This is a genomic window from Mucilaginibacter sp. OK283 (assembly GCF_900110415.1).
Classification (GTDB): domain Bacteria; phylum Bacteroidota; class Bacteroidia; order Sphingobacteriales; family Sphingobacteriaceae; genus Mucilaginibacter.
Genome location: NZ_FODR01000002.1, coordinates 191,200 through 213,402, shown reverse-complemented (window position 1 = coordinate 213,402; position 22,203 = coordinate 191,200). Strand labels below are relative to the sequence as shown.

Annotated in this window: 18 protein-coding genes; 9 read left to right on the top strand and 9 right to left on the bottom strand. The window is 43.1% G+C overall.

All coding sequences use genetic code 11. The annotated features are described in order from the left end of the window. On the top strand, positions 1-1,689 hold the full coding sequence (locus BMX56_RS05685) for a glycoside hydrolase family 26 protein (RefSeq protein WP_090642212.1): 1,689 nt from the start codon (positions 1-3) through the stop codon (positions 1,687-1,689). 189 nt (positions 1,690-1,878) lie between these two features. Here the strand turns inward: BMX56_RS05685 and BMX56_RS05680 are convergent, their stop codons facing one another. The 3 genes from BMX56_RS05680 to BMX56_RS05670 form a co-directional block, all read right to left on the bottom strand. After that, positions 1,879-2,268, bottom strand: a complete 390-nt coding sequence (locus BMX56_RS05680) for a nuclear transport factor 2 family protein (protein WP_090643922.1) — start codon at positions 2,266-2,268, stop codon at positions 1,879-1,881. Between the two features lie 67 nt (positions 2,269-2,335). Then, positions 2,336-3,175, bottom strand: coding sequence for an MBL fold metallo-hydrolase (locus tag BMX56_RS05675; RefSeq protein ID WP_177183729.1), 840 nt, complete (start codon positions 3,173-3,175; stop codon positions 2,336-2,338). A 132-nt stretch (positions 3,176-3,307) separates the two neighbouring features. Beyond that, a complete protein-coding gene (locus BMX56_RS05670) occupies positions 3,308-3,889 on the bottom strand; it encodes a Crp/Fnr family transcriptional regulator (RefSeq protein WP_090642207.1) in 582 nt (193 codons plus the stop codon). Between the two features lie 511 nt (positions 3,890-4,400). On the opposite strand from BMX56_RS05670, the gene BMX56_RS05665 reads away from it, so the two are divergent. Then, positions 4,401-7,331: an ATP-binding protein gene (locus BMX56_RS05665; protein WP_090642204.1), complete on the top strand. Its 2,931-nt coding sequence runs from the start codon at positions 4,401-4,403 to the stop codon at positions 7,329-7,331. Positions 7,332-7,634: 303 nt separating this feature from the next. After that, positions 7,635-9,296 (top strand): glycoside hydrolase family 28 protein, encoded by a 1,662-nt coding sequence (locus BMX56_RS05655; RefSeq protein WP_218152387.1) that lies wholly within the window; start codon positions 7,635-7,637, stop codon positions 9,294-9,296. Between the two features lie 39 nt (positions 9,297-9,335). On the opposite strand, the gene BMX56_RS05650 is transcribed toward BMX56_RS05655, so the two are convergent. From BMX56_RS05650 to BMX56_RS05630, 5 genes are all read right to left on the bottom strand, one after another. Beyond that, positions 9,336-9,794 (bottom strand): SRPBCC family protein, encoded by a 459-nt coding sequence (locus BMX56_RS05650; protein ID WP_090643912.1) that lies wholly within the window; start codon positions 9,792-9,794, stop codon positions 9,336-9,338. Continuing rightward, entirely contained in the window at positions 9,775-10,116 is a 342-nt protein-coding gene (locus BMX56_RS05645) for an ArsR/SmtB family transcription factor (RefSeq protein WP_090642197.1), read from the bottom strand. Before BMX56_RS05645 ends, BMX56_RS05650 begins: the two co-directional genes overlap by 20 nt. 378 nt (positions 10,117-10,494) lie before the next feature. Next, positions 10,495-10,623 carry a hypothetical protein gene (locus BMX56_RS30465; protein WP_255369778.1) on the bottom strand — a complete coding sequence of 43 codons (129 nt, stop codon included), beginning with the start codon at positions 10,621-10,623 and terminating at the stop codon, positions 10,495-10,497. Between the two features lie 667 nt (positions 10,624-11,290). Continuing rightward, a complete protein-coding gene (locus tag BMX56_RS05635; RefSeq protein ID WP_090642191.1) occupies positions 11,291-11,887 on the bottom strand; it encodes a hypothetical protein in 597 nt (198 codons plus the stop codon). A 461-nt stretch (positions 11,888-12,348) separates the two neighbouring features. After that, positions 12,349-12,930 (bottom strand): hypothetical protein, encoded by a 582-nt coding sequence (locus BMX56_RS05630; RefSeq protein ID WP_090642178.1) that lies wholly within the window; start codon positions 12,928-12,930, stop codon positions 12,349-12,351. Positions 12,931-13,602: 672 nt separating this feature from the next. Here BMX56_RS05630 and BMX56_RS05625 point away from each other — a divergent pair. The 5 genes from BMX56_RS05625 to BMX56_RS05605 all read left to right on the top strand — a co-directional run bounded on the left by BMX56_RS05625 (position 13,603) and on the right by BMX56_RS05605 (position 20,895). Beyond that, a complete protein-coding gene (locus tag BMX56_RS05625; RefSeq protein ID WP_090642175.1) occupies positions 13,603-16,632 on the top strand; it encodes a ligand-binding sensor domain-containing protein in 3,030 nt (1,009 codons plus the stop codon). Positions 16,633-16,684: 52 nt separating this feature from the next. Then, positions 16,685-17,311 carry a response regulator transcription factor gene (locus BMX56_RS05620; RefSeq protein ID WP_090642172.1) on the top strand — a complete coding sequence of 209 codons (627 nt, stop codon included), beginning with the start codon at positions 16,685-16,687 and terminating at the stop codon, positions 17,309-17,311. Positions 17,312-17,441: 130 nt separating this feature from the next. After that, positions 17,442-19,244 (top strand): IPT/TIG domain-containing protein, encoded by a 1,803-nt coding sequence (locus tag BMX56_RS05615; protein WP_090642169.1) that lies wholly within the window; start codon positions 17,442-17,444, stop codon positions 19,242-19,244. Positions 19,245-19,658: 414 nt separating this feature from the next. After that, positions 19,659-20,171 carry a hypothetical protein gene (locus tag BMX56_RS05610; protein WP_143065372.1) on the top strand — a complete coding sequence of 171 codons (513 nt, stop codon included), beginning with the start codon at positions 19,659-19,661 and terminating at the stop codon, positions 20,169-20,171. Positions 20,172-20,394: 223 nt separating this feature from the next. Next, positions 20,395-20,895, top strand: a complete 501-nt coding sequence (locus BMX56_RS05605; RefSeq protein WP_090642163.1) for a hypothetical protein — start codon at positions 20,395-20,397, stop codon at positions 20,893-20,895. Positions 20,896-20,995: 100 nt separating this feature from the next. Here the strand turns inward: BMX56_RS05605 and BMX56_RS05600 are convergent, their stop codons facing one another. Beyond that, positions 20,996-21,205 carry a hypothetical protein gene (locus BMX56_RS05600; protein ID WP_143065371.1) on the bottom strand — a complete coding sequence of 70 codons (210 nt, stop codon included), beginning with the start codon at positions 21,203-21,205 and terminating at the stop codon, positions 20,996-20,998. A gap of 491 nt (positions 21,206-21,696) precedes the next feature. Between BMX56_RS05600 and BMX56_RS05595 the strand changes: the two genes are divergently transcribed. After that, positions 21,697-22,194, top strand: coding sequence for a GNAT family N-acetyltransferase (locus tag BMX56_RS05595; protein WP_090642157.1), 498 nt, complete (start codon positions 21,697-21,699; stop codon positions 22,192-22,194). The last annotated feature ends 9 nt before the right edge of the window (positions 22,195-22,203 follow it).

Below are 22,203 nucleotides of genomic sequence, written 5' to 3'. Positions count from 1 at the left end.
TTGAAAAGTACCCGTTCAAAACGTTATTTATTTATTGGTTTGGGCATTGTATTGCTGGTGGTGGCGCTTTGGCTGCTTAACCCCTGGTACCGCTCTTATTATCTTAACATTTATTATCCGACCGATGATCGTTTACTTGCCGTTTTTAACGCTAACAATCCGGGCACCGATTTGCAACCGGGCAGTACAACAGCATATAAGGTAGTTTGGCGAAACAACGCACTATGGTCGGACAAGGGTGATATTGAAAACGAGCTGGCAAAGCACGATGTAATGTTAACTGTTGAAACCTGGCTATCGGGCGTAAACTATAATACAGATGTTTTAACAGAGTTAAAAAAAGGAAAATTTGACGACCAGATACGCGAATTAGCGTCCATCATTGTAAAAGTACCCCACCAGGCATACATCCGCTGGAACCCGGATATGGAGGTGCCCACAAATTTTTATCCCTGGCAATATCAATCGCCGGCATCGTACATTACCTCATTTAATTATTTTGCAAAAAAGCTAAAGCAGTATGCACCCAACGCTAAAGTAGTGTGGAGCCCATCCGGCTACCCCGGCGATACCGAATACTGGCCCGGGAATAAAAATGTTGATTATGTAAGCATCACCCTTGGCAGTCCATCTGAATATAGCCTTAATTATTTTCCGATGGTGAAAACACCACAGGAGATGATGAGGCAGAAATTGCACCGCTTACGGTTTATTAATAAGCCGGTTTTAATTGTGGATGTTTGGAACATTACCAAAGGCGCTTTCAATGCATCATGGCTGGCCGAAGAGAAGGCCTACATTAACAAATACCGCCAAACGGTATACTCCGATAGTAATTATACCGATAGCTGCAAAGCAAAGCCCATCAGAAAAGTGCTGCAGGTTGGCGTTTTTGATCCGAATAAACGATTGCTTGATCAAAAAACCATCAGCGTTGAACATTTGTTTACCGATTTGGGACAAGTAGAGCGCGGTGAATTTGAAAAAAGCTTTTTGGAGGTTACCGGCCGACACCATGGTGTTATTGTTACTATGGAGCCCTGGAAAGATGCTGCCCACAAAGCCGATACCCTTACATTGGAAAGGATACTAAATGGTACTTTTGATAAGCAGATAACGAAATTATTCAACATTATTTCGGCAACCGATCAAACGGTTTACTTGCGGTGGATGCACGAAATGGAGATTCCGATTCACCGTTATGCATGGCAAAGCCAGGACCCGGTTACCTACATTGCCGCCTACCGCTATTTTATGCAGTTTAACGGCGGGCCAGGCAAAAATGTAAAAAAGGTTTGGGGTCCCGCGGGCGACAGAGGATCGGCTGATTTTTGGCCCGGCAGCGATGTAGTTGATTATATAAGCATAGCTATTTATGGCCTGCCTGATAAAAACATAACCGACCCGGATAAGCAGGAGGCATTCAGCACCATATTTAACCGCAAATATTTTAGGATGAGATTTTTGGACAAGCCTTTATTTATAACCGAGTTTGGCGTTAAAGGCCCGGAAAGTTTTCAGGACCAGTGGCTTGCCAATGCCGCCAAAACAATAAATGCCAATCCGCATATTTTTGGTGTATGCTACTTTAACTTATATGATAACCCTAAAGCATGGGGCAGCATTAAAGCGCCTGACTGGAGTATGACACCCAAATCGATGGCTAAATTCTGCAGCCAGTTGAAATAGTAATGTAAATCGGATATCTATGTAAGCCGCCAGGTTTAGGCTATGATCAAAGTAATTGGCTGGTGATACCATGGTGTACTCTGCCAAAATAACTGTTGTATCCGGATATTTTATGGAGGCTTTTTCGGCCGCCTTAGGTGTAAGTTACCGGCCGGCATTACCAGGGTTGGATAACCGTGAATGGTTAGTTTACCTCATGGCATTGTTTACAGGCTGGCTGTCTACAAACTGTTCAAAGCCCGTAATTTTTCCGTCTTTTAATTTCCAAACATGGGCTACCCTTGCTTCAAAGTATTTTCCGGTAGTTTTGTACGTGCCGGTATAAGTGCCGTAGGCAACAACCTTATCCTCGCTGGCCACGTAATCTTCGGGCGTAAACTTATAATCCACCCATTCGCTTCCTAAACGGCTGAAAACGTTTTTTTCAACACTGGCCAAACCAATATATGTTCCGGCATAGGGAAAGCCTTTGGCTTCTGTCCACGCAAGGTTTTCTGCTACGTACATAGCTAAATTTCTTCCATTCTCTTTTGAAGTTTTGCCTTCATAAGTGCTTTTTATAATTTCCAGATTGGTCATTTTATGTTTGCTTAAAAACAGCATGGCGATGCTTTTGGCGCCGCCAGGCTAAATGTGAATACTGATTTTACCATTTCATTTCGCCGGTGTTTACTTTCGCGCCTATTTGCAAGGCAATGTCGAAAGTAAGGGCAGGATATTTGGCTTTTAAAGCGGCAATTAATGTTTCAGAAGTTTTGTTGGTTTTTAAAGCTTCTTCATACACCTGGATATAGCTTTTAGTATGCTGCACAGCGCTCATGTCAAACGCACTTTCAGATTTAGCGTGGGCCGGAACTACAATAACCGGCTGTAGCGCTTCAATTTTATCCAAAACATTTATCCATTGTTTACGGGCATCGGCTGTTTGCGCATCGGCCATCCAAAGATGGAAAGTTGTTCCAAATACGTTGATGCCCCCCACAACCGCTTTGGCCGACGGGATCCAGACAAAGGTTTTGGAAGGAAATTCTTCCAGTCCGATAATTTCTAATTTCTCACCTTCCAGTTCGATGCTGTTGCCTTTTAATACCTGTGGCAAAACTACGTTGGATGTAATGCCTTTGCCCAGCCGCTCGCCCCACACTTCTAATTTTTTTTGTGCTGTAGCTTTAATATGCTCAACCGTTGCAGCCGCTGCATAAACGGTAACTTCGGGAAAATACTTTTTGAATACTTCCAGGCCAAAGTAAAAATCAGGATCGCCATGGGAAACATAAATAGTTGTTAGTTTTTTACCTGATTTTTTGATTTCGCCGGCTACTTTTTCGGCATCTTGCAATGTAAATTGCGCATCAATCAAAACAGCGTCTTTTTTTCCTGATACGATGACTGATGCTACCCCAAAACTGTTTTCTGATGCGTTATATACCTCGAGTTTAAAACTGCCTGTTTCAATAGTTTTGAAACTTTGTGCTTGTACGTCCATTTTGAATGAAATTAGGATTGTTAAGAATATTACAGAAAGAATGTGTTTCATTTTATCGTTTTAATAATGCTGTAAAGATGCTATCATCCACAGCTCAAAAACATTGAACAAGTTCAATAAATGAAATACGGCTTATTTCTTACCGGCAATTTTCCGTCTTATTTTACTCAAAAATTCGTGGCTGATACCCAGGTAGGCAGCTATTTGCAGGTTAGAAAGGCGCTGGTACAGGCCCGGATATTTTTCGATAAAGTCAAGATAAAGCTGGTCGGCGGTTTTACCCAGGTTGTCAATCATTCTGCGTTGTAAGGCAACATGTGTTTTTTGGGTCATCACCCTGAACAGCTTCTCTATTTTAGGCAAATTTATGTAGGCAAATTCCTTATCCTTTTTAGAAATTAAAAGCACTTCACTATCCTCCAGCGCCTCAATATAAAGTTGAGATGGTAAACCATTGGTGAAGCTATCAATATCTGTTATCCACCAATCTTCCATTGCAAAATATAGTATTTGTTCGAAGCCATTTTTATCAATATGATAAACGCGAAAAAGCCCTTTCACAACAAAGCCTTCAAATTTGCAAACTTCGCCCCCACGCAATAAAAAGCTTTTCTTTTTGATGGTTTTATGTTGAAACAAATCACAGAACGACTCCATTTCGGCATCCGAAAGCGAGATGTGTGTGTTTATATTTTTCTTTAGAAGGGTTGTCATCACATGTTGGCTTAATATTCCTTAAAGTCATGTTAAACAGCAAACTACTGTTTAAATTAACCCGCAGATAAAAATGTGCGCTTAAAGATAAGGCTATCCTATTTACTTTATTGAACCAAATCTGTGCGAAGGCCTGCTATTTTAAACTAAGATAAGCCAGTAACAGGTTATATTGCCTGATCTTTTTCATTGGAAGCAATAAATAAATATTAATATTTATAGCGCGGCAATTCAAACAATGCCCATACCCGGTTAATAAATTATTATATGCAAAGTTGACATGACTACACCCACCTGACAGCGACGCTGGAATTATCACATTAAACATGATTGATTAAACAAAAGGCTGTGACACTGGCCGTACAATAAAAACTCCACAGAAAGGGCATGGTAAAAAAAAATAACTACCAGTTAAACCAGCCTGTTTATAAAATGCCTTTGATTCCCGGGCCGAAAGTATTATTTTTGAGTGATAAGAATTATTTCTCATTTTCTGCCTATTATCGAAAATATGTTTTTAAGCAAGCCTTTATGGCGCACCCTGCTGTGGTGTATGTTGCTGTGCGCCGCTAACGGGGCATACGGGCAGGATACTGTGGTAATACGCGGCAGCAGTTTTGGAACATTACACGAAGTATCCCTTCGCGATTCCCTATGGTTTTTTCATGCCGGAGAGTTGCCCCAGGGGAAACGGTCCTTAAACAGCACCAACGGCTGGAATGCGTTGCACTATACTGCTTTCGGAAAATCTGATCCACCACCTGGGTGGCAGGGGCTTGGCTGGTTTGGCCTGTGGCTAAAAGTTGACACAAACCTGGTAGGCAAAAAACTCTCCTTCCGCATCAATCACGATGGGGCATCTGAAATATTTATCGACGGAAAACAAGTAGGGGGCTATGGTAAGGTTGGCCATTCGGCGCAGCAAATGGAAGCTATACGCGCCCCAAGAGACCTTATCCCGCTGTGGTTCAATGACACACGCCCCCATCTCATCACCATGCATTACTCCAATTATTTTGGCGTTTACGCCAACTTTTGGGGGTTTGAGGCTTTGATAGGCGACTATGAACCGTTTTCAAAACACATTACCCACAGCAGGCAACTTTTTAGCTTTGTGCCCATGTGCGCGGCTGCCGAAATTATATTGGGCGTTTTACATTTTTTGTTGTTCCTTTTTTATCCCAGGCAAAAACTAAATTTATACTATGCACTTTTTGTGCTATTGGTGGGTATTAACAGCATATGTATTTACTTGTTTTATTTTACAAGTTTTCCGTTGGTGCAGTATTATGCCGACTTTTTAACACAAGAATGCAAAGTTTTGATGATGTGGGGAGCCGTGATGCTACTTTATGTGCTGGACTATGGCAGGGTACCACGTTGGCGTGTGGTTGCATTAACCGGCGTGAACATGCTTTATTTCATAGGGTACTTTTTAAATTATTTTATTTTACGGGCCAATGTACACGACGATTATTTTTCTGTGGTTTTCTTTGTTTGCATCATGGATGGTTTTTGGTCTGCATTCCATCTAATCAAAAAAAAGCAGCGGGGTGTATGGCTTATCGCTACAGGCGTGGTAGCAGTTGTACTGGTTTACTTTTTTGCCTGGTCCGATGTGTTTCATCTATGGACCTATGAACTCAATTCTGTACGGGTGTTTGTAATGAGCATAGGCCAATTGATTCTGCCGCTTTGCTTGTCACTTTACCTGGCGCTTGATTTTGCCCGCACCAACCAAAACCTGGCAGCTAAACTGGCCGAAGTAGAAAAGCTATCTGCCCAGGCGCTTGCACAGGAAACCGAAAAAAGGGAACGAATAGCAGCTGAAGCTAAACGGCTTGAGGAAATTGTGCAACAACGTACAGCCGAACTTAGCGAAAAGGCCGATAAGCTGCGGGAAATGGATGTAGTTAAATCCCGTTTTTTTACCAATATAACCCATGAGTTTAAAACACCGCTAACACTTATTATCAATCCGGCCAATGAGCTGCTATCTGTCGCCACCGGCACGGATGCCACAAAATACATACGGCTCATCCTGAGTAACGCCGCGCGGTTGCTCAGGCTTATCAACCAATTGCTTGACCTGAGTAAGCTGGAAAGCGGCTTAATGGAAGTGAGCAGGGAACCATTAGATTTTGTGGCCCTTATCAGGATGCATATACACTCATACGAATCATTGGTTGTGCAAAAGGGGATCAGGCTGCATTTTGCATCAGACTGGGATAATCTTTGGATATCGGGCGACCGCGACAAGCTGGATAAAATTATCCTCAATATACTTTCAAATGCCATCAAGTTTACCGACAATGGCCGGGTAGAAGTATTGCTGCAAAAAGATACCGGTGCGCCTGGTAATGTTTTGAGCATAACTGTAAGGGATACCGGGCGCGGCATTCCTGCTTCAAAACTGCCGTACATTTTTAGCCGGTTTTACCAGGCCGATCCTTCAGATACCCGATCGGCAGAAGGTACGGGCATAGGGTTGGCCGTAGCTAAGGAGCTGGTAGAATTGATGGGAGGCCAGATAAGGGCAGAAAGCATGGAAGGGCTGTTTACAGAAATTAATATCCGCATGCCCTACCAGGTTGCCGAAGCCGGCGGGAGCCCGCTGGCAGAAACCGTGTACAGTGAAGCATTATATTCCACCAATGCGGACGACAGCGCTCTGCCGGTTGTCGACACCGACAAACCACTGGTACTGCTCATCGAAGATCATGATGAGCTGAGGGAATTTATGCAGCAATCGCTTACCGGTAAATACCGGGTTATAAGCGCGGCCGACGGGGATGCAGGCATTGCCTTAGCATTGGAGCACATCCCCAACCTTGTTATTACCGATTTGATGATGCCCCGGAAAGATGGTTACCAGGTGAGCGCCACACTCAAAAAAGATGAAAAAACCAGCCATATACCCATCATCATCCTCACAGCGAAAGCTGATATGGACAGTAAGGTGCAGGGTATCGAAACCGGTGCGGATGCCTACCTGGGCAAACCTTTTGATAAACGCGAATTATTTGCCCTTATAGAAAACCTGATCAATGTGCGCAATCAATTGCGCGAACACTATAGCAGCCGCGACCTCTGGTTTAGCGATGTACTATCGATGCCCTCAATTGAGCAGGACTTTATCGCCCGGGTACGCAACGCGGTAGAAAGCCACCTGGATGAGGAGGGCTACAGCGCCGACCAACTTGCCCGCGACATAGGCCTCAGCCGCACACAGCTGCATCGCAAATTAAAGGGCCTTATCGGCCAGGCGCCGGGCGAACTGATCCGTATTATTCGCCTTCAATACGCACATAATCTTCTCCAGCGCCGCGTTGCCACCGTATCTGAGGTGGCTTATATGGTTGGCTTCAGCAGCCCGGCCAGTTTTTCGGCCAGTTTTTCCCGCCACTTCGGTTTTGCGCCCAAAACTGTGGGGGTAATGTAATTGTCGCGGGTTGCCGATCTGCAATTTGCAACAAACCCGATAGCATTTGCAACGCACACGAATATACTTTGCCAATTTTCGCCATTTAAGGCTTCTCTCCTAAAAATGCCCCCCAATATATTGCCCGGCAGAAAAAAAATACGGCCCGCCTTAATTATGACAATCGGGATTATTGTTTAGCCAAAACAGGTTAATATCCCCATCAAAATAAACCTAATTTTGATTTTGGCCGATACCTTAATAACCAATTATAGCAAGTTAAACAGGCCGGGAAAACATTTTATTTTTATTACCTAATAACCAATGGAACCTCACGACGATAATTTTTCAAGGCGCAACTGGTTAAAAACAGTTACAAAAGCATCCGCAGGTGCCGGCATGATTGCAGTAGCGCCCACTTTTTTACACGCACAGCCTGCAAACATCCAAAAAGCCGATCCGATGTTGGGTACCCGCATTTATAACATTATGGACTATGGCGCCAAAGGCGATGGTGTAACACTTAATACCAAAGCACTGCAGGCAGCCATTGATGCCTGTAATAAAGATCAGGGTGGCACCGTGCTGGTGCCGGCCGGGGTGTTTGTTATCGGCACGGTTGAGCTGAAAAGCAATGTAACCCTGTATATTGCCCAGCAAGGCAAATTACTGGGCAGTGCAGATGGCAAACAATACTACGCCGCCCAGGCCATCCCAATTACCGGCGATACCACATTAAATGATGGCAATGTAGGCTTGTTATTTGCCGTAAAGGCCGAAAACATCCGCGTTGAAGGCCCGGGCACTATTGACGGGCAGGGTGCGCAGTTCCGTAGCCCCACAAAGGGCGCGCCATCGCCGGCCGGCATCAGCGGCAATCACCGCCCCTATCACCTGCTTTTTTACCAATGCCAAAATCTTGTCGTTAATGATATATATCTTAAAGACTGCGCCTATCACTCTGTACGCATTATTCAAAGCAGTTATGTAAAGCTCGATGGCATCCACATCCGTGGCCGGGTTATCCATAATAACGATGGCTTTCATTTCATCAGCTGTCATTATGTTCATATGGTTAACTGCGATGTGCAATCGCAGGATGATGCCTGCGCGCTGTTTGGCAGTTGCAGGTTTATAACCATTACCAATTGTACGTTTAGCACACGCTGGTCGGTTTTCCGTTTTGGCGGCGGGGTTGCCGAAAATATTACCATCTCTAACTGCATCATTTTAGAAGCCTACGGCTGCCCTATAAAAATGCGTTGCGAACGGCACTCGCGGATAGAAAACATCTCGTTCTCCAACCTGGTGATGCATAAGGTAACGGGGCCCATATCAATCGGCATGGGCTCGATAGATGATCCGGGTACTGCGCGTAATATATCTTTCAATGGCATTCATGCCAATGTGGTTGTCCCGGTGCAACTTGCCGATGCCGAATTTACCAGCAACTATCACCCCGGCGAAATCAAATCATGTATAGCCATTAACGGCGCCGATGGCTTTTTGCTCGAAAACATTAGCTTTAACGATGTTCATATCACCTTTGCCGGAGGGGGAACTGCAGAAGACGCGGCCGTACGCGATGTACCTAAAAACGCGGGCGAATATTATGCCGACGGAGTTTTTCCGGCTTATGGTTTATATGCCCGTTATGCCAAAGGCCTTACACTAAATAATGTAAGGTTTGAAGTTGCCACGCCCGAATTAAGGCCCGCCCTTGTTTTTGACCAGGTAACAGATGCAGCAATAAACGGCCTCAGCGCGCAGGGCAATAAAGACGCCGAATCGGTACTGCGGATGATTAACGCGCAGGATGTTTTACTAACCGCAACGCGTGTACTTAGCCCGGCAGCTGTTTTTATGCGGGTTGAAGGCGCCGCCTGCAGTAATATTAAAATTGACGGCGGCGACATTTCAAAAGCCGGCAGCCCCTTATCCTTCGCGGCCGGGGCTACCAAAAATGCAGTAAAGTTGCGCGATTAGCCTTTTTTTAAGGTGTTTCGCCACAGGCTACGTTTAAAACTAACTTATACCTTTTACGTATTGGTTTAGCTTTTCTATATTTTGCTTTAATCCTTCATCGGCTTTAAAGGTTTTTACCACCTGTATAAATTGCTCGTGCGTTTCAAACAGCATATGCCAGCTCAGGTATGTTTGGTCGCCCTGTGCCTCAAATTCAATAGTGGCAACAAACTTTGGGCTGCTAATATGCTCATATACAATTTTTTTGAGCGGCACTACCTCCTTAAATATGCTTTTGTTTTTATAATCTGTTCCGTCGGGGCCATGCATTACCAGGTCCCATTCGCCGCCGGGTTCAACATCCATTTTACTTATGGTGTTGGTAAAGCCATCGGGGCCCCACCATTGGGCAATATGTTCGGGCTGGGTCCATACCTCCCATACCAGTTCAACCGGGGCATCCAATGTGCGTGTCAAGCGTAATTCGCGGTCGGCAGTGTTACTTGTTGTGTTTTCCATTTCGTTCATTTTTTAATTGTACTACATAGTTTTCAAGGTTATCTAATTTACTTTCCCAATGCTGGCGGTACTGGTCTACCCAGGCCGATACCTCGCTGAGCTGATCGAGCCGGGCTTCGCAAAACCTGTCGCGCCCTTGCTGCTTAACGTTAATAAGGCCGCAATCGGCCAGGATCTGGATATGCAACGATATAGCCTGGCGTGTAACATCAAAGTTTGCAGCTATAGTGTTTACATTATGCGGCTGTGTAGCAATCATGTTAATTATAGCCCTTCGGGTAGGGTCGGCTATGGCCTGGTAAACATCTCGTCTGGTTTTCATTTGCGCAAGTATTTGCTTGCAAATATAAATGCAAGCTTTTACTTGCGCAAATTTTTTTTAAATTAGATTTGAGAAACAGCCATGGAGCAGAACTAAACTTACAACATAGAGGCTGGCTTTGGTACCAAAGTGTGTGTACCACTACGGACGAGACACCCTGAAACACCCTGGTACGCCCTGGTACACCCTGAAACACCCTGGTACACCCTGGTACGGGGTGGTACACAACTGGTAGTTTATATTTTTAAGTAAAACAAAATATCATAAATTAATACCAGCAAAAGACCTTGCAGTAGCTGAAGGCGGCAGCGACAAAACGCTTGCGATACAGGGAAACTATTTACAACTAGGCAAAAAAAATTTGCTTGCCGGCTTCTGTCACAAATCATAGTCGTATTCGGTTTCATCAAAAAAAGCGAAGATGAGGTCGTCGTGTTTTTCATCGTACCTGAAATCCTCAAATAATTTAACCCTCGCCTCGACGCTAAAATCGGCAATTGCTACCATACTGTTCGTAACAATATCATCTAGTAAGTCTAACTCGATGCAACTAGGTTCTGTTTCGAAATACGCCGTCAAGATTATGTTGTTTTCCTGAAAATCAACATCCATATATAGTCTTCGAAGGTTTTCGGTTATCTTTTTTGTTAGATATCGCAATACTATCCCTGAAAGTTCGTATATCTTTTCTTCTTTATTCATAGTGTAATTATTATTTTTTTGTGGCAGGATGCAAAGGAACCACAGTTGCCGATTTGAGGCCCTTTATCATAAAAATATCAGTCGCAATATATTTTCCATTATTGTTTTAGATTCCCATCATGGTATAGTATTTCACGTACGCCCTATTTTGACTCTTGTTGGTCGCAAGCACAGGAGCACTACCGTCATGGGCAGCTTTCACAACTACCTTTGCTACCGCTACCGCAAGGCTCCAGCCTTGTGGCCCACATGCTAAGTATACTCCATACCTTTAGGCCAATTAACCATGTTTGTTGTTTAACCTTAATACTTTTATATTACTCTTTTGCTCTGTTTAAAAATACAAAATCCCGGATGAAACGTGCATCCAGGATTTGCATATTCATTACTTAGCATGGCGTTTACCTATCAGCGGGCCACAAGGCTGGAGGCTGGAGGCAGCGAAAAACGCTTGCGATAGCTGGGGGAATATTTATCGATATCTATTCAAAACCGGAGCATTAACGTAGTTTGCACGCAAACTGTCAAAAAGCAGAAAATCTTTATATAAATATTGAGAATTAATTTGATTTTTCTGAAAAAATGGACTCTTATAATATACGGCTTGCCCCACAGTTACATATCGGGGGACGTCAAACTCGAGCCTTTCAATAAATGACGATCCAGGTTTTATATCGCGCATTGGCAGAACCCGAAATTGATTAAAAAATGTTACCTGCGATTTATATTCTTCTACAGAATCGGCTTTAATGCCATTTATTTCCCGGGTTGTATAAAACTCAAAAGCCAATACATGCTTATATCGATAATAACGGGTAACACCATATTTAAATTTGTTAATCGTTTCAAAATGAAGCGTATCATCATTGTTTGTAAAGTCCGGCATATATTTTCCCGGGATATAAATGGTGCTATCGGTGTTATTTGTAATCTTAACATAAACCGTATCATTCTCTTTGAGGCAGAATAATGAAACGCGGCGTTGCCTTACTTCTTTTTTAGGAGTTGCGAAATTACATGAGGCCATGAACGTGCATAAAACCAAATAAAAAAAAACATTTTTTTTCATATTCTAAATACATATTAAAACTAATGATTGAAGTTACTTTCTTTATGCAAGGGATCAAACGGTCTTAAAGGTAGGTTGAGATCTTGCCGAATTTCGTTTTCATCGTCAACTGCATTCCCTTTAGTTGATCCTTCGCACCGCAAGCCTCCTGGCTTGTGCCTCAGCTACCGCAAGCCCCCCGCTGCCGCAAGCCTCCTGGCTTGTGACCCGCATGCTAAGTACACGCCATGCCTTTAGGATAATCAACAATGTTTATTGTTAACCTTAAAGCTCTTGTATTACTCTTTACTCCGTTTAAAAATACAAACACCCGGATGAAATTAAACATCCGGGATTTGCATATTTATTACTTAGCATGGCGTTTACCTATCAGCGGGCCACAAGCATGGAGGCTTGCAGCAGCGAAAAACGCTTGCGGTAGCTGGAGATAGCGGTCACGCCGCCGTTTACAACCAATCTAATCAATACCACCTGATTGAACCATTTAAGGGATAAATTTTCCTTTCCCTTGCGACAGACAATCCTACAGTCTTAATTTCGGCAAACCACTGTCGATATTGAGCATAAGCCTTAGCTATACCTTTTTCATTCATCGTTAATATAGACTCATCTCTTTCATCAAACAATGCCGGAAATGGAGAGTAATTAAATGGGTGACTAAAATATAATTGGTTAATTATGAACAAAGCCTCAACCTGCAACGAGTATTGCTTTGTTTCGCCCATGAAGATCTCAGACCTCAAAGAATTATAGCAAATGACTGGTAAAATACAAGGTCTTTTATCTCCTTCAATTTTTAACAATTCACTAATCATTGCAATCGTGTCTTTTTCGGAGTATATATCAATACCCATCTTTATCGGATAAGACATTTCAACGGTTTTACTCTTTCTATTTTGAATTTTAAATGAATGATCCTTACTCTTAATGGAAAAACCATCTTTGTAACTATAATCAAATTCTATTATCTTAAAATATTGTCCAAAAGATGTTTTATACATTCCTATACAAAAGAATAGTATAAAAAATAGGCGTCGCTTCATTATTATTTCTTTTTTGCTTGTTTAACAAATTCTGCTATTTCTTTTTTATCTGTTATCATCCTGTTTCCCCCACCCGCTGCCGCAAGGCTCCAGCCTTGTGGCCCACATGCTAAGTATACGCCATACCTTTAGGCCAATCAACCATGTTTGTTATTTAACCTTACGCTCTTGTATTACTCTTTTGCTCCCTTTAAAAATACAAAATCCCGGATGAAACGCGCACCCTGGATTTGCATATCATTACTTAGCATGGCGTTTACCTATCAGCGGGCCATAAGGCTGAAGGCGGCAAAAAACACTTGTGGTAGCTTGCCAGACATTCCAATAGCGGTAGACTACGGACAACCGGGAAGATATAAGCATCAAACTATACCTTGTTTTTATTGGCTGATACCGGTTAAATGCACCAGGCACCAAAGGGACTTGCATTGGCCAACAACAGGCACAAATATTTAGATGCTTCTAAATTGTACGCTCAGTTTAGCGCTAACCATAACTGAATACAAAACATTGATTATAAAGTACTTATAAAAAATATTTTTTATAACGTGTTAAGTTATGTTAACCCGGTTAGATGCGTTTACCCTGACGGTACCAGGCTGTTGTGGGTTAAAATATTTTTTTACCAGCCAAACAATTAACTGAATATCATATCTTTAACTATCTCAAAACATGTACCGAAAACTAATCTTGTTTTTATTACTGAATGGTATGGTACCTGCTGCCCACTCACAAAAGCTGGACAAACTTCTGCCGACATATATTTCTGTAAAAGATGGTTTGCCTGATGCCACTATCAATACAATTTGCCAGGACGATGATGGCTTCTTATGGCTGGGTACCAACTACGGCTTAAGCCGGTATGACGGGGTTGAGTTTAAAAATTTTCATCATTCCAGAGCAACAAGCTCGCTGCCGGGCAATAATATCATCTCCGTACAAAAATTCCCCGGGCACCGGTTACTGGTAGCCACATCAACCGGCTTATGCATGTTTAATACCAGGGCCAATACATTTAAAAACCTGCTGGTGCCGGCTTCGGCAAAAATGTTCCCTTTCGAAAATAATTTCTATATCGTATCGGTAGATAAGCAAAATAATATATGGGCGGCCTCGCAAACGGGACTTTATAAACTTGATCAAAACCTTAACATACTTCAATTTATCAAAGGGCCTAATGACCAGGGAGCAACCTGGGTTATGTTCGTAGAAAGCATCCACGCCCTACCCAACGGGAGCGTTCTTTTCAGATTGGTGAAGGGTAAAAAAATTCAATATCATATTTATACTCCCACAAGCAATAAAATTATTCCGTTAAACCAGTTAAAGGGGTATCCCCTATCGGTGATAGATAGTTTAAATGTCAGGGATATCGCATTTGATAAAAACGGAAATCTGTGGTTTGTGAAACACATGGTTGATAGTGTTTTCTTTTTGAATTCCATATCAGGCCAGGTAACGGCCTCAACTTTCAATCATTTGCCCGGAAAAGGCCAGATATATTATAACACGCACATCAACCTGCTAAACAATGGGCTTGCAACTTGTACCCTAAGCGATGGTGGGCTGGCGTACTGGAACACCGATACACCGGCCATTGGGCATAGCGGCTTTAAAAGCGGCATATTATTACCCAAACAACATGTGTTTTGCACGTTGTTTGATACCGAAGGCAACCTTTGGGTGGGCACCAACAATGGTTTGTATAAGTTTACGCTGATAGCCAACGGGGTTTCTACAACTGAGCTGCCGGCATATAACGCCGAAGATCAGCGGGGGATAGATCTATCGGGCACTTTTGTGGTTAAGGACCATATTTTTTTAACCACCACCGGTGGCGGGTTATTTTACACCAATCAGATCAATTCGCCATGGAAGGAAATATTAATGGGGGAAACTGCCGGCGTAAATGATACCTGGAATATCAGGGCTGCGGGCAGGGATAAATTTTGGATAGGTACGCAAAGAGGTATATATGAATGGAAAAAAGGCCAGGCCGTGCCCCGGCCGGTAAATGTGCTATTGATTGGAAAATGCCCCGTGGTAACCCAATTTACCGACAAAGAAAACTTACTTTGGATGGGCCTTGGCGAAGGGAATGGTCTTGCCGCTTATAATTTAACCAATAATAGGCTGCAGCTTTATTCAAAAAAGGATAAAAACAATCCACTGCCCATCAGGTTCCCCGTTTGTATTGCCGAGGATGAATTTGGCGACCTGTGGATGGGCGGTACCGAAGGCCGCGGGCTGGTAAAATGGAGTCGTGCTAATCATAAATTTGTGCTGTTCCCCACGGCTTATAATACCGATTTTGATAATGGCGTTATCAACGCCATCTATGCAGATGGCAGGGGTAAAATATGGATGGGCACTAATGCGGGCCTGGTGAAATTTGACATCAGCAGCCAAAAATTTAAAAAGGTTGATATGCCCGAAACCCTATCATCAAACACCGTTTACAGCCTTGCTGCCGACAATAAAAGCCGCCTATGGATTGGCACTAAAAACGGGTTAAACTGCATGGAACCCGGTACCGGCCATTTTTTTTTATTTGGCGGTTACTACCCATCGTCAGAAGATCCTGTGTTAAGCGTAAAGTACGATAGCACCGTAAATAAGGTGTATTTTAATACCGCACATATATTTTACAGTGCAATACCAAACCAATTGCTGCGGCCGCGCCGTGCCACGGGCGTATTAATTACCGCTGTAACTTCATCGGGCAATAATTTAAATCCGGCCCAAAGCATTAGCCTGCCGGCAAACGACAATAATATCAGTATTGCTTTTAGCGCGGTTAACCTGGTTGACGGCATGCAGAACCGATATTATTACCGGCTTAATAACTTGAGCAAAAATTGGATCTCGGTAGGTCGAACCCGGCAAATATCGTTTTCAAACCTGCTATCGGGCAATTACACTTTCAGGGTTAAAGCACAAATGGCAGATGGTACAATGAGTACAAACCAGGCCACTTTGCTTTTTTCGGTGCAAACTCCTTATTATAAAAGCTGGTGGTTTATCGTTTTAGCAATCATAACCGCCGGCGGCATTATTTATTTCGTCTACCTTAACCGCATCAGGCAGCTATTGCGGGTTCAGGCTATCCGCAATAGTATCGCCACAGATTTACATGACGACATCGGCTCAACCCTCAGCAACATCAATATACTTACCGAACTCAGCAACGCCAACCTATCGGCACCAGAACAAGCCCGGCGATTTTTGAAGCGGATAACCGAAGAAGTAAATACATCCAACCAATCATTAGATGATATTGTGTGGAGTATAAACACCCTAAATGACAGCTATGAGCAAACCGTGGCGCGGATGAAAAGATACACCGCCGAATTGTTTGAAGGTGCAAACATTGCCTATCATTTCCATTTTGACGAAAAGATAGCCCACAAAAAGCTGCACATGGAAAAAAGAAAAGATATTTACCTGGTATTTAAAGAGGCGGTAAACAACATTTACAAACACGCCGCCGCAACGTATGTCGACATTAGCCTGCAAACCAACCAAAACCATTTGCAAATGATTATTAAAGACAATGGCAAAGGCTTTGATACAACACAGCCTACGGCACGTAACGGTATAAAAAACATGAAAATAAGGTTAGCAAAGTGGAAAGGGAGTATTTCAATTTTGTCGGCCAGCAATGAAGGTACTTTACTTACCATTATAATACCCCTGCTTTAATCACTCAAAAGAGTGATAGGCCTGTTGAATAGTAAACCGTAATTTAGCACCTATGCCGGTAAGTATAGTTTTATTTGAAGATAATGACCGCCTGCGCGAATCATTGGCCTACCTGCTTAACAGCGACCCTGAGTACGCAGTTAAAGGCGATTTTGATAATTGCAACCAGGCGGCAGAGATCATAGAACGGCTTAAGCCTGATGTTGTGCTGATGGATATAGATATGCCGGGCAAAACTGGTATAAGCGGGGTTGCTATGGTAAAACAAGCCCACCCTGAAACTGCCGTAATCATGTATACTGTTTTTGAGGATGATGAGAAGCTTTTTCAGTGCCTTTGCGCCGGGGCCAACGGTTATTTATTAAAAAAAACGCCGCCGGCCCGGCTGTTTGATGCTATCCGCGAGGTATTGGATGGCGGCGCGCCCATGTCGCCCGTAATTGCCAGAAAAGTGCTCATGTCATTTCAGCAAAAAAACGACAACCAATACAACCTCACCTTGCGCGAAACTGATGTGCTGCAGCTTTTAATAAAAGGGAACAGTATTAAAATAATAGCCGATGAGCTGAATATGGCTTTTGACACCGTACGCTCGCACCTCAAAAAAATATATCTAAAACTTCATGTAAACTGTGGCAAAGAAGCGATAGCCAAGGCGCTGAAGGAAAAAATATTGTAATAGGCTGATCAGGAAGGTTTGCCCGCAATTCACTCAAAAAGAGGATTGACCACCATCCTAAATATGCTCAATTTCATAGGCAAGTAAATGCGGTTTTAACACTTCGCGCTAAAACGTCAAACTATACCTTATGAAAACAAAGCTCAGCTACTCCATTTGTATATTTTTTGCGATACTTTTTGTTTCGCCTGGCTGTAAAAAAAGCAGCCCGATAATCATACCTATAAAACTGCCCGCGGTTAATACCATCAGCCCCGCTTCCGGCATAGCAGGCACTGTTGTTACTATCAGCGGAGTAAACTTCAGCGCTACGGCCGCCGATAATACCGTAAAATTTAACGGAACTGCTGCAAGTGTTACATCGGCTACCGCAAGTACTTTGGTTGTAACAGCGCCCGCGGCTGCCAGCACAGGGGCCATAACCGTAACCACAACCGGCGGAACCGCCACCGGGCCGGTATTTACCTACTTAATGGCGCCAACAGTTGCCACAATCAGCCCTGTTTCGGCCAAAGCAGGCGCTGCCGTAACAATTACCGGGACAAACTTTGATGCAACTGCTGCTAATAACACCGTAAAATTTAACGGTGTGGCAGCAACTGTTACATCGGCTACAGCCACAAAATTGGTGGTTACCGCGCCGGCTGCGGCCACCAGCGGGGCCGTAACTGTAGCCACATCGGGCGGAACCGCTACCGGGCCTGTATTTACCTACATTGTAGCCCCAACTATCACGGCAATTAATCCAACCTCGGCTGCCGAAGGAGCATCAGTTACCATTACAGGGACCGATTTTGATGCCGTAGCTGCTAATAATACGGTTAAATTTAACGGGACCGCTGCCACCGTTACCACGGCAAGTACTACGCAACTGGTTGTTAAAGTGCCAGGCGGCGGCAGTTCGGGTAATGTAACCGTTACCACTGTTGGCGGCACATCTAATGGCTTAGCTTTTACTTATACTGTAGCCGGCCCAAGTGTGTATGTACTTGGGTCTGATATCGTCAAAGGCTTTGGTTATTGGAAAAACTCATCCTTTACGGCCATAACCGATTGTACAACCCCTTACGCTATGGTTGGCTCGGGTACCGATATTTATGTAGCCGGGCCTGCATCTACGAATACACCAATTTATTGGAAAAATGGCACAGCTGTGCATCTATCTTCACAAACAGGGTACACGTTTTCGATAGTTGTTTCGGGTACCGATGTTTATTGCCTTGGCCAGATTAATGGTACTTACTATGTATGGAAAAATGGCACGGCTACCCAGTTAACAACTACAACAGTCACTAATATCGGAGGCTCGGGTACAAGTAATTATTTAAACAACGCTTTAGCCGTGAGCAATGGCGACACATACGTGGCAGGGGCGCGATACCTGGGAACTTCTACCATTTTAAAAGCCACTTACTGGAAAAACGGCACTCCAATTGACATAACCGATGGCATACACTCAGGTAACGCGCTGGCAACGGCAATAGCTGTTTCGGGCGGCGCCGTTTACGTGGCCGGCACTGAAGAAATAAGGGACCCTGGTACGGGCGGAATCATAAATAAAGCACCACGCCTCTGGAAAAATGGCGTTTCTATCCCGTTAAACACACCTGGCAACAGTTTATTCAACAGCGTTTCCAGCATACTGGTAGCGGGCAGTGATGTATATGTAGGCGGGCAATACAATGGGGCAGGGGCAGTTTGGAAAAATGGCACCATGCTTGCTCCATCGGCCTATGCAGTTGCCGAAAACGTATCTTCGCTGTTCTTATACAATAACACCGATTTGTATGCGGGCGGTGCATCATCGTCATCGGGCGAAAACGGTTACTGGAAAAATGGCAGTTTTGTTGAAATGGATCCCGGATGCACCGTACTGAGCTCAGGTTGTGCGCGTACATCGGCTAACCAGGTTGTTTCTGTGTATGTTAAATAGCGTGAAGGGTATACCCAAGCGGTAAATTATAATCATTAGCGGATTAAATCACAAAGCCTCACGTACGTACGTGAGGCTTTGTGATTTAATGGGTATACAAAAAAGCAGTTACCTTTTATCCCGAAGGTTACTCATCAATAAAATAAAAGTATAAGCTTCGTCGTCATACCTTCTTACGTATGCCACCAAAGCAATGTTTTTTATAATATCTTTTTCAATTATAACATCATAGCCTCCCGAATTTAACTCATTGCAATGCCGGCAAAGTTCATTTACCAGACTTTATTGAGGGCGCTGTTGTTGCTGGCATCCACTGTTCTGCAAGGAATAATTTACGTGGACACTCGTTATTTTTGAATTAAAAAAAGCTTACATTCATACTAATAAATCAACCCGAAAATGAAAGCAATGCAGATGAAAAAACTATTCCTTTTTGCTGTTTGTTTGGCATTTATTTGGCAATCGTGCAACAAAAACACCGCGCCTGTGGTGGCTGCCAGTAGTGCTATATCGGCAACTATCGACGGAGCCAATGAAAGTTTCAATACTATTGATAGTTCGGGGTATCGCAATACAGCAACATATTACTCGGCTTTTATTTCGGCAAAAACCTCCACCTCCGCTACCGCCGATAAAATGGAACTGGATATATATTCGCCAAATGCCATTGCCGTGGGCACATACAGCCTAACTAAAAATTACAACCCGCCATTCGGAATTTTAATCATCTATAAAATTAACGGCAGTAGTAATTTTGCCAATGATTATGTTATTGATTACACCGGCAACCATCCGGCATCTATAACCGTATCATCCATCAGCAGCACCAATATAGAGGGCGCTTTTAACGGAACTTTAATAGCAGCCGACAACTCCGGCGCAACCAAAACAATTACCAACGGCAAATTTAACGTCGATGTTAAATAAGTATTTATCCTGCTATGGCTGGCTTTGCCAGGCTGCTTACCAGCAATAAATTTTCAGTTAACACGGCCCTTACCTTGGGTTAGGTGCTTGCCCACTAACTTCATAAGGCATATACAGGGAGTGTGGCGATATCAAAACAATCCCAAACCTTGCTTTTTAACCTTAATTTTTCTACAAAATCCATACTTATTGATATATTTAGCATATCAATACTAAACCTGATATGCACGAGGATGAATTAACCCGCCAGCCAATTTCTGAAAATATAGCCAAGCCTTCGCGCCGAAGAAAATTACTGCCTTGGTGGGTAACCTGTTTTTTATGGATTTTTATAGCATTTTTAGTTATGATGCCCGTAGCCATTGTTTTTGGATTATTGCATCGTATCTTTCTAATATCGTTGCTTGGCTTCTCTACTAACGATCCCTTTTCAATCATTGGCCTGTGCCTGATGCTTTTATTTACATTTAAGGGCATTGTAGCCTTTGGATTGTGGACCGAAAAAAAATGGGCTGTGGGGGTAGCCAAAATTGACGCACTTCTGAGCATAGTTATTTGTTGTGTAGCCATGATTTTGTCGATTGTTGGACCCAATCACGGATTTAACCTTCGACTGGAGTTAATTGCAATTATTCCCTATTATATCAAGATGAAAAACATACAGTATACCTGGGAAAATTTTGATAACGCAGAACAGTCGGCTGTAATTGCAACCCGGGAGTAATTTTCACGGAAAGCCCGCCCTCTCTTACACAAGTTTTGAGTAGTTGATTTTCTGCCTACTAATCGCATTATTTTGCAGTTTGTGTATTTAAGGCATTATGTTACCTCATAATTATCGTAATAAGCCCTATGGCCGCACGATAAAGCTGGAGCCGGGTTAACCGGATAGGTTTCAATTTGAACGAGGCAAAAAGCGCAAGCCATTGTTTTATTTCGGTATGCGGATTTGCGTCCTTTAATGCGGATGTATATATAATAGCGAACATGCATACAGCCATAGTAATGTGGGTGAGTAAAAAAAATGTGTTCATGGCGATAGTGTTAAGTGTAAATATTTTTTTGTTTACACCCATGATTACCAAATAAATGCCATCCACTCAAATACCTAAAAATCAAATAGTTAATTAATATTGTTTTATAACAGTGCTGCGATATATCGTTAAAACACGGCCGGATGCACGTTATTTGATTAACGGGCAATGAAGTTGCGGTAGCAAAACACCGGAGTTAAATTTTGCCGGAGCATAATCAATGTACAACAATATTATTTACGCCATTTCCCGGAACTCCCTACAAGGCCCCGATTCTGCCCCTATCTAATTTTTAAATTTCTGTTGTTTTGATATCAAAATCTGGTACTCTCCCCACAACCGGTTAATTTGGTCCTGGTAAAATCAGGCTTTAAAAAGAGCGTGATTTTAGCCATCATTTATTAGTGTTATGTCATAAAATGCATCACAAGTAAATTTTTATTTGCAATATATGTAGTTAACTACGTAGATTTATACATAAATTAACTATTATGGATACTTCGCTTGAAATTACCCCTCTTGACAATGCTTACTGTGAGCAGATTATTGACATTATACTGCCCATACAGCAGATAGAATTTAACGTACCCGTAACGCTGGAAGGCCAGCCCGATTTGCTGGATATTGAAAGCAATTACCACCAAACCGGCGGCACTTTCCTGGGCGCCAAAATTGATGGCGAACTGGTGGGCACCATAGCCCTTATTGCTATTGACTGCAATGCCGGTGCATTGCGCAAAATGTTTGTACGCAAAGAGTACCGGGGCAAAGAATTGGGCATTGCGCAGCGTTTGCTGGATGAATTGATTGCTTATTGCAGGCTACATGATATTACAGCTATATACCTGGGTACGGTGGATATGCTGAAAGCCGCCCACAGGTTTTACGAAAAAAATGGCTTTACGCAACTGGCCAAACAGGATTTGCCGCCATCGTTCCCGCTGATGGGCGCCGATAATATTTTTTATGAGCTACATTTGAACAATTAACCACAAGCG

Coding starts and splice junctions, on each gene's coding strand:
- BMX56_RS05680 (WP_090643922.1), bottom strand. CDS start 2,268: ATGACCAATCTGGAAATTATAAAAAGCACTTATGAAGGCAAAACTTCA.
- BMX56_RS05675 (WP_177183729.1), bottom strand. CDS start 3,175: ATGGACGTACAAGCACAAAGTTTCAAAACTATTGAAACAGGCAGTTTT.
- BMX56_RS05670 (WP_090642207.1), bottom strand. CDS start 3,889: ATGACAACCCTTCTAAAGAAAAATATAAACACACACATCTCGCTTTCG.
- BMX56_RS05665 (WP_090642204.1), top strand. CDS start 4,401: ATGTTTTTAAGCAAGCCTTTATGGCGCACCCTGCTGTGGTGTATGTTG.
- BMX56_RS05655 (WP_218152387.1), top strand. CDS start 7,635: ATGGAACCTCACGACGATAATTTTTCAAGGCGCAACTGGTTAAAAACA.
- BMX56_RS05650 (WP_090643912.1), bottom strand. CDS start 9,794: ATGGAAAACACAACAAGTAACACTGCCGACCGCGAATTACGCTTGACA.
- BMX56_RS05645 (WP_090642197.1), bottom strand. CDS start 10,116: ATGAAAACCAGACGAGATGTTTACCAGGCCATAGCCGACCCTACCCGA.
- BMX56_RS30465 (WP_255369778.1), bottom strand. CDS start 10,623: ATGGTAGCAATTGCCGATTTTAGCGTCGAGGCGAGGGTTAAATTATTT.
- BMX56_RS05635 (WP_090642191.1), bottom strand. CDS start 11,887: ATGAAAAAAAATGTTTTTTTTTATTTGGTTTTATGCACGTTCATGGCC.
- BMX56_RS05630 (WP_090642178.1), bottom strand. CDS start 12,930: ATGAAGCGACGCCTATTTTTTATACTATTCTTTTGTATAGGAATGTAT.
- BMX56_RS05625 (WP_090642175.1), top strand. CDS start 13,603: ATGTACCGAAAACTAATCTTGTTTTTATTACTGAATGGTATGGTACCT.
- BMX56_RS05620 (WP_090642172.1), top strand. CDS start 16,685: ATGCCGGTAAGTATAGTTTTATTTGAAGATAATGACCGCCTGCGCGAA.
- BMX56_RS05615 (WP_090642169.1), top strand. CDS start 17,442: ATGAAAACAAAGCTCAGCTACTCCATTTGTATATTTTTTGCGATACTT.
- BMX56_RS05610 (WP_143065372.1), top strand. CDS start 19,659: ATGAAAAAACTATTCCTTTTTGCTGTTTGTTTGGCATTTATTTGGCAA.
- BMX56_RS05605 (WP_090642163.1), top strand. CDS start 20,395: ATGCACGAGGATGAATTAACCCGCCAGCCAATTTCTGAAAATATAGCC.
- BMX56_RS05600 (WP_143065371.1), bottom strand. CDS start 21,205: ATGAACACATTTTTTTTACTCACCCACATTACTATGGCTGTATGCATG.
- BMX56_RS05595 (WP_090642157.1), top strand. CDS start 21,697: ATGGATACTTCGCTTGAAATTACCCCTCTTGACAATGCTTACTGTGAG.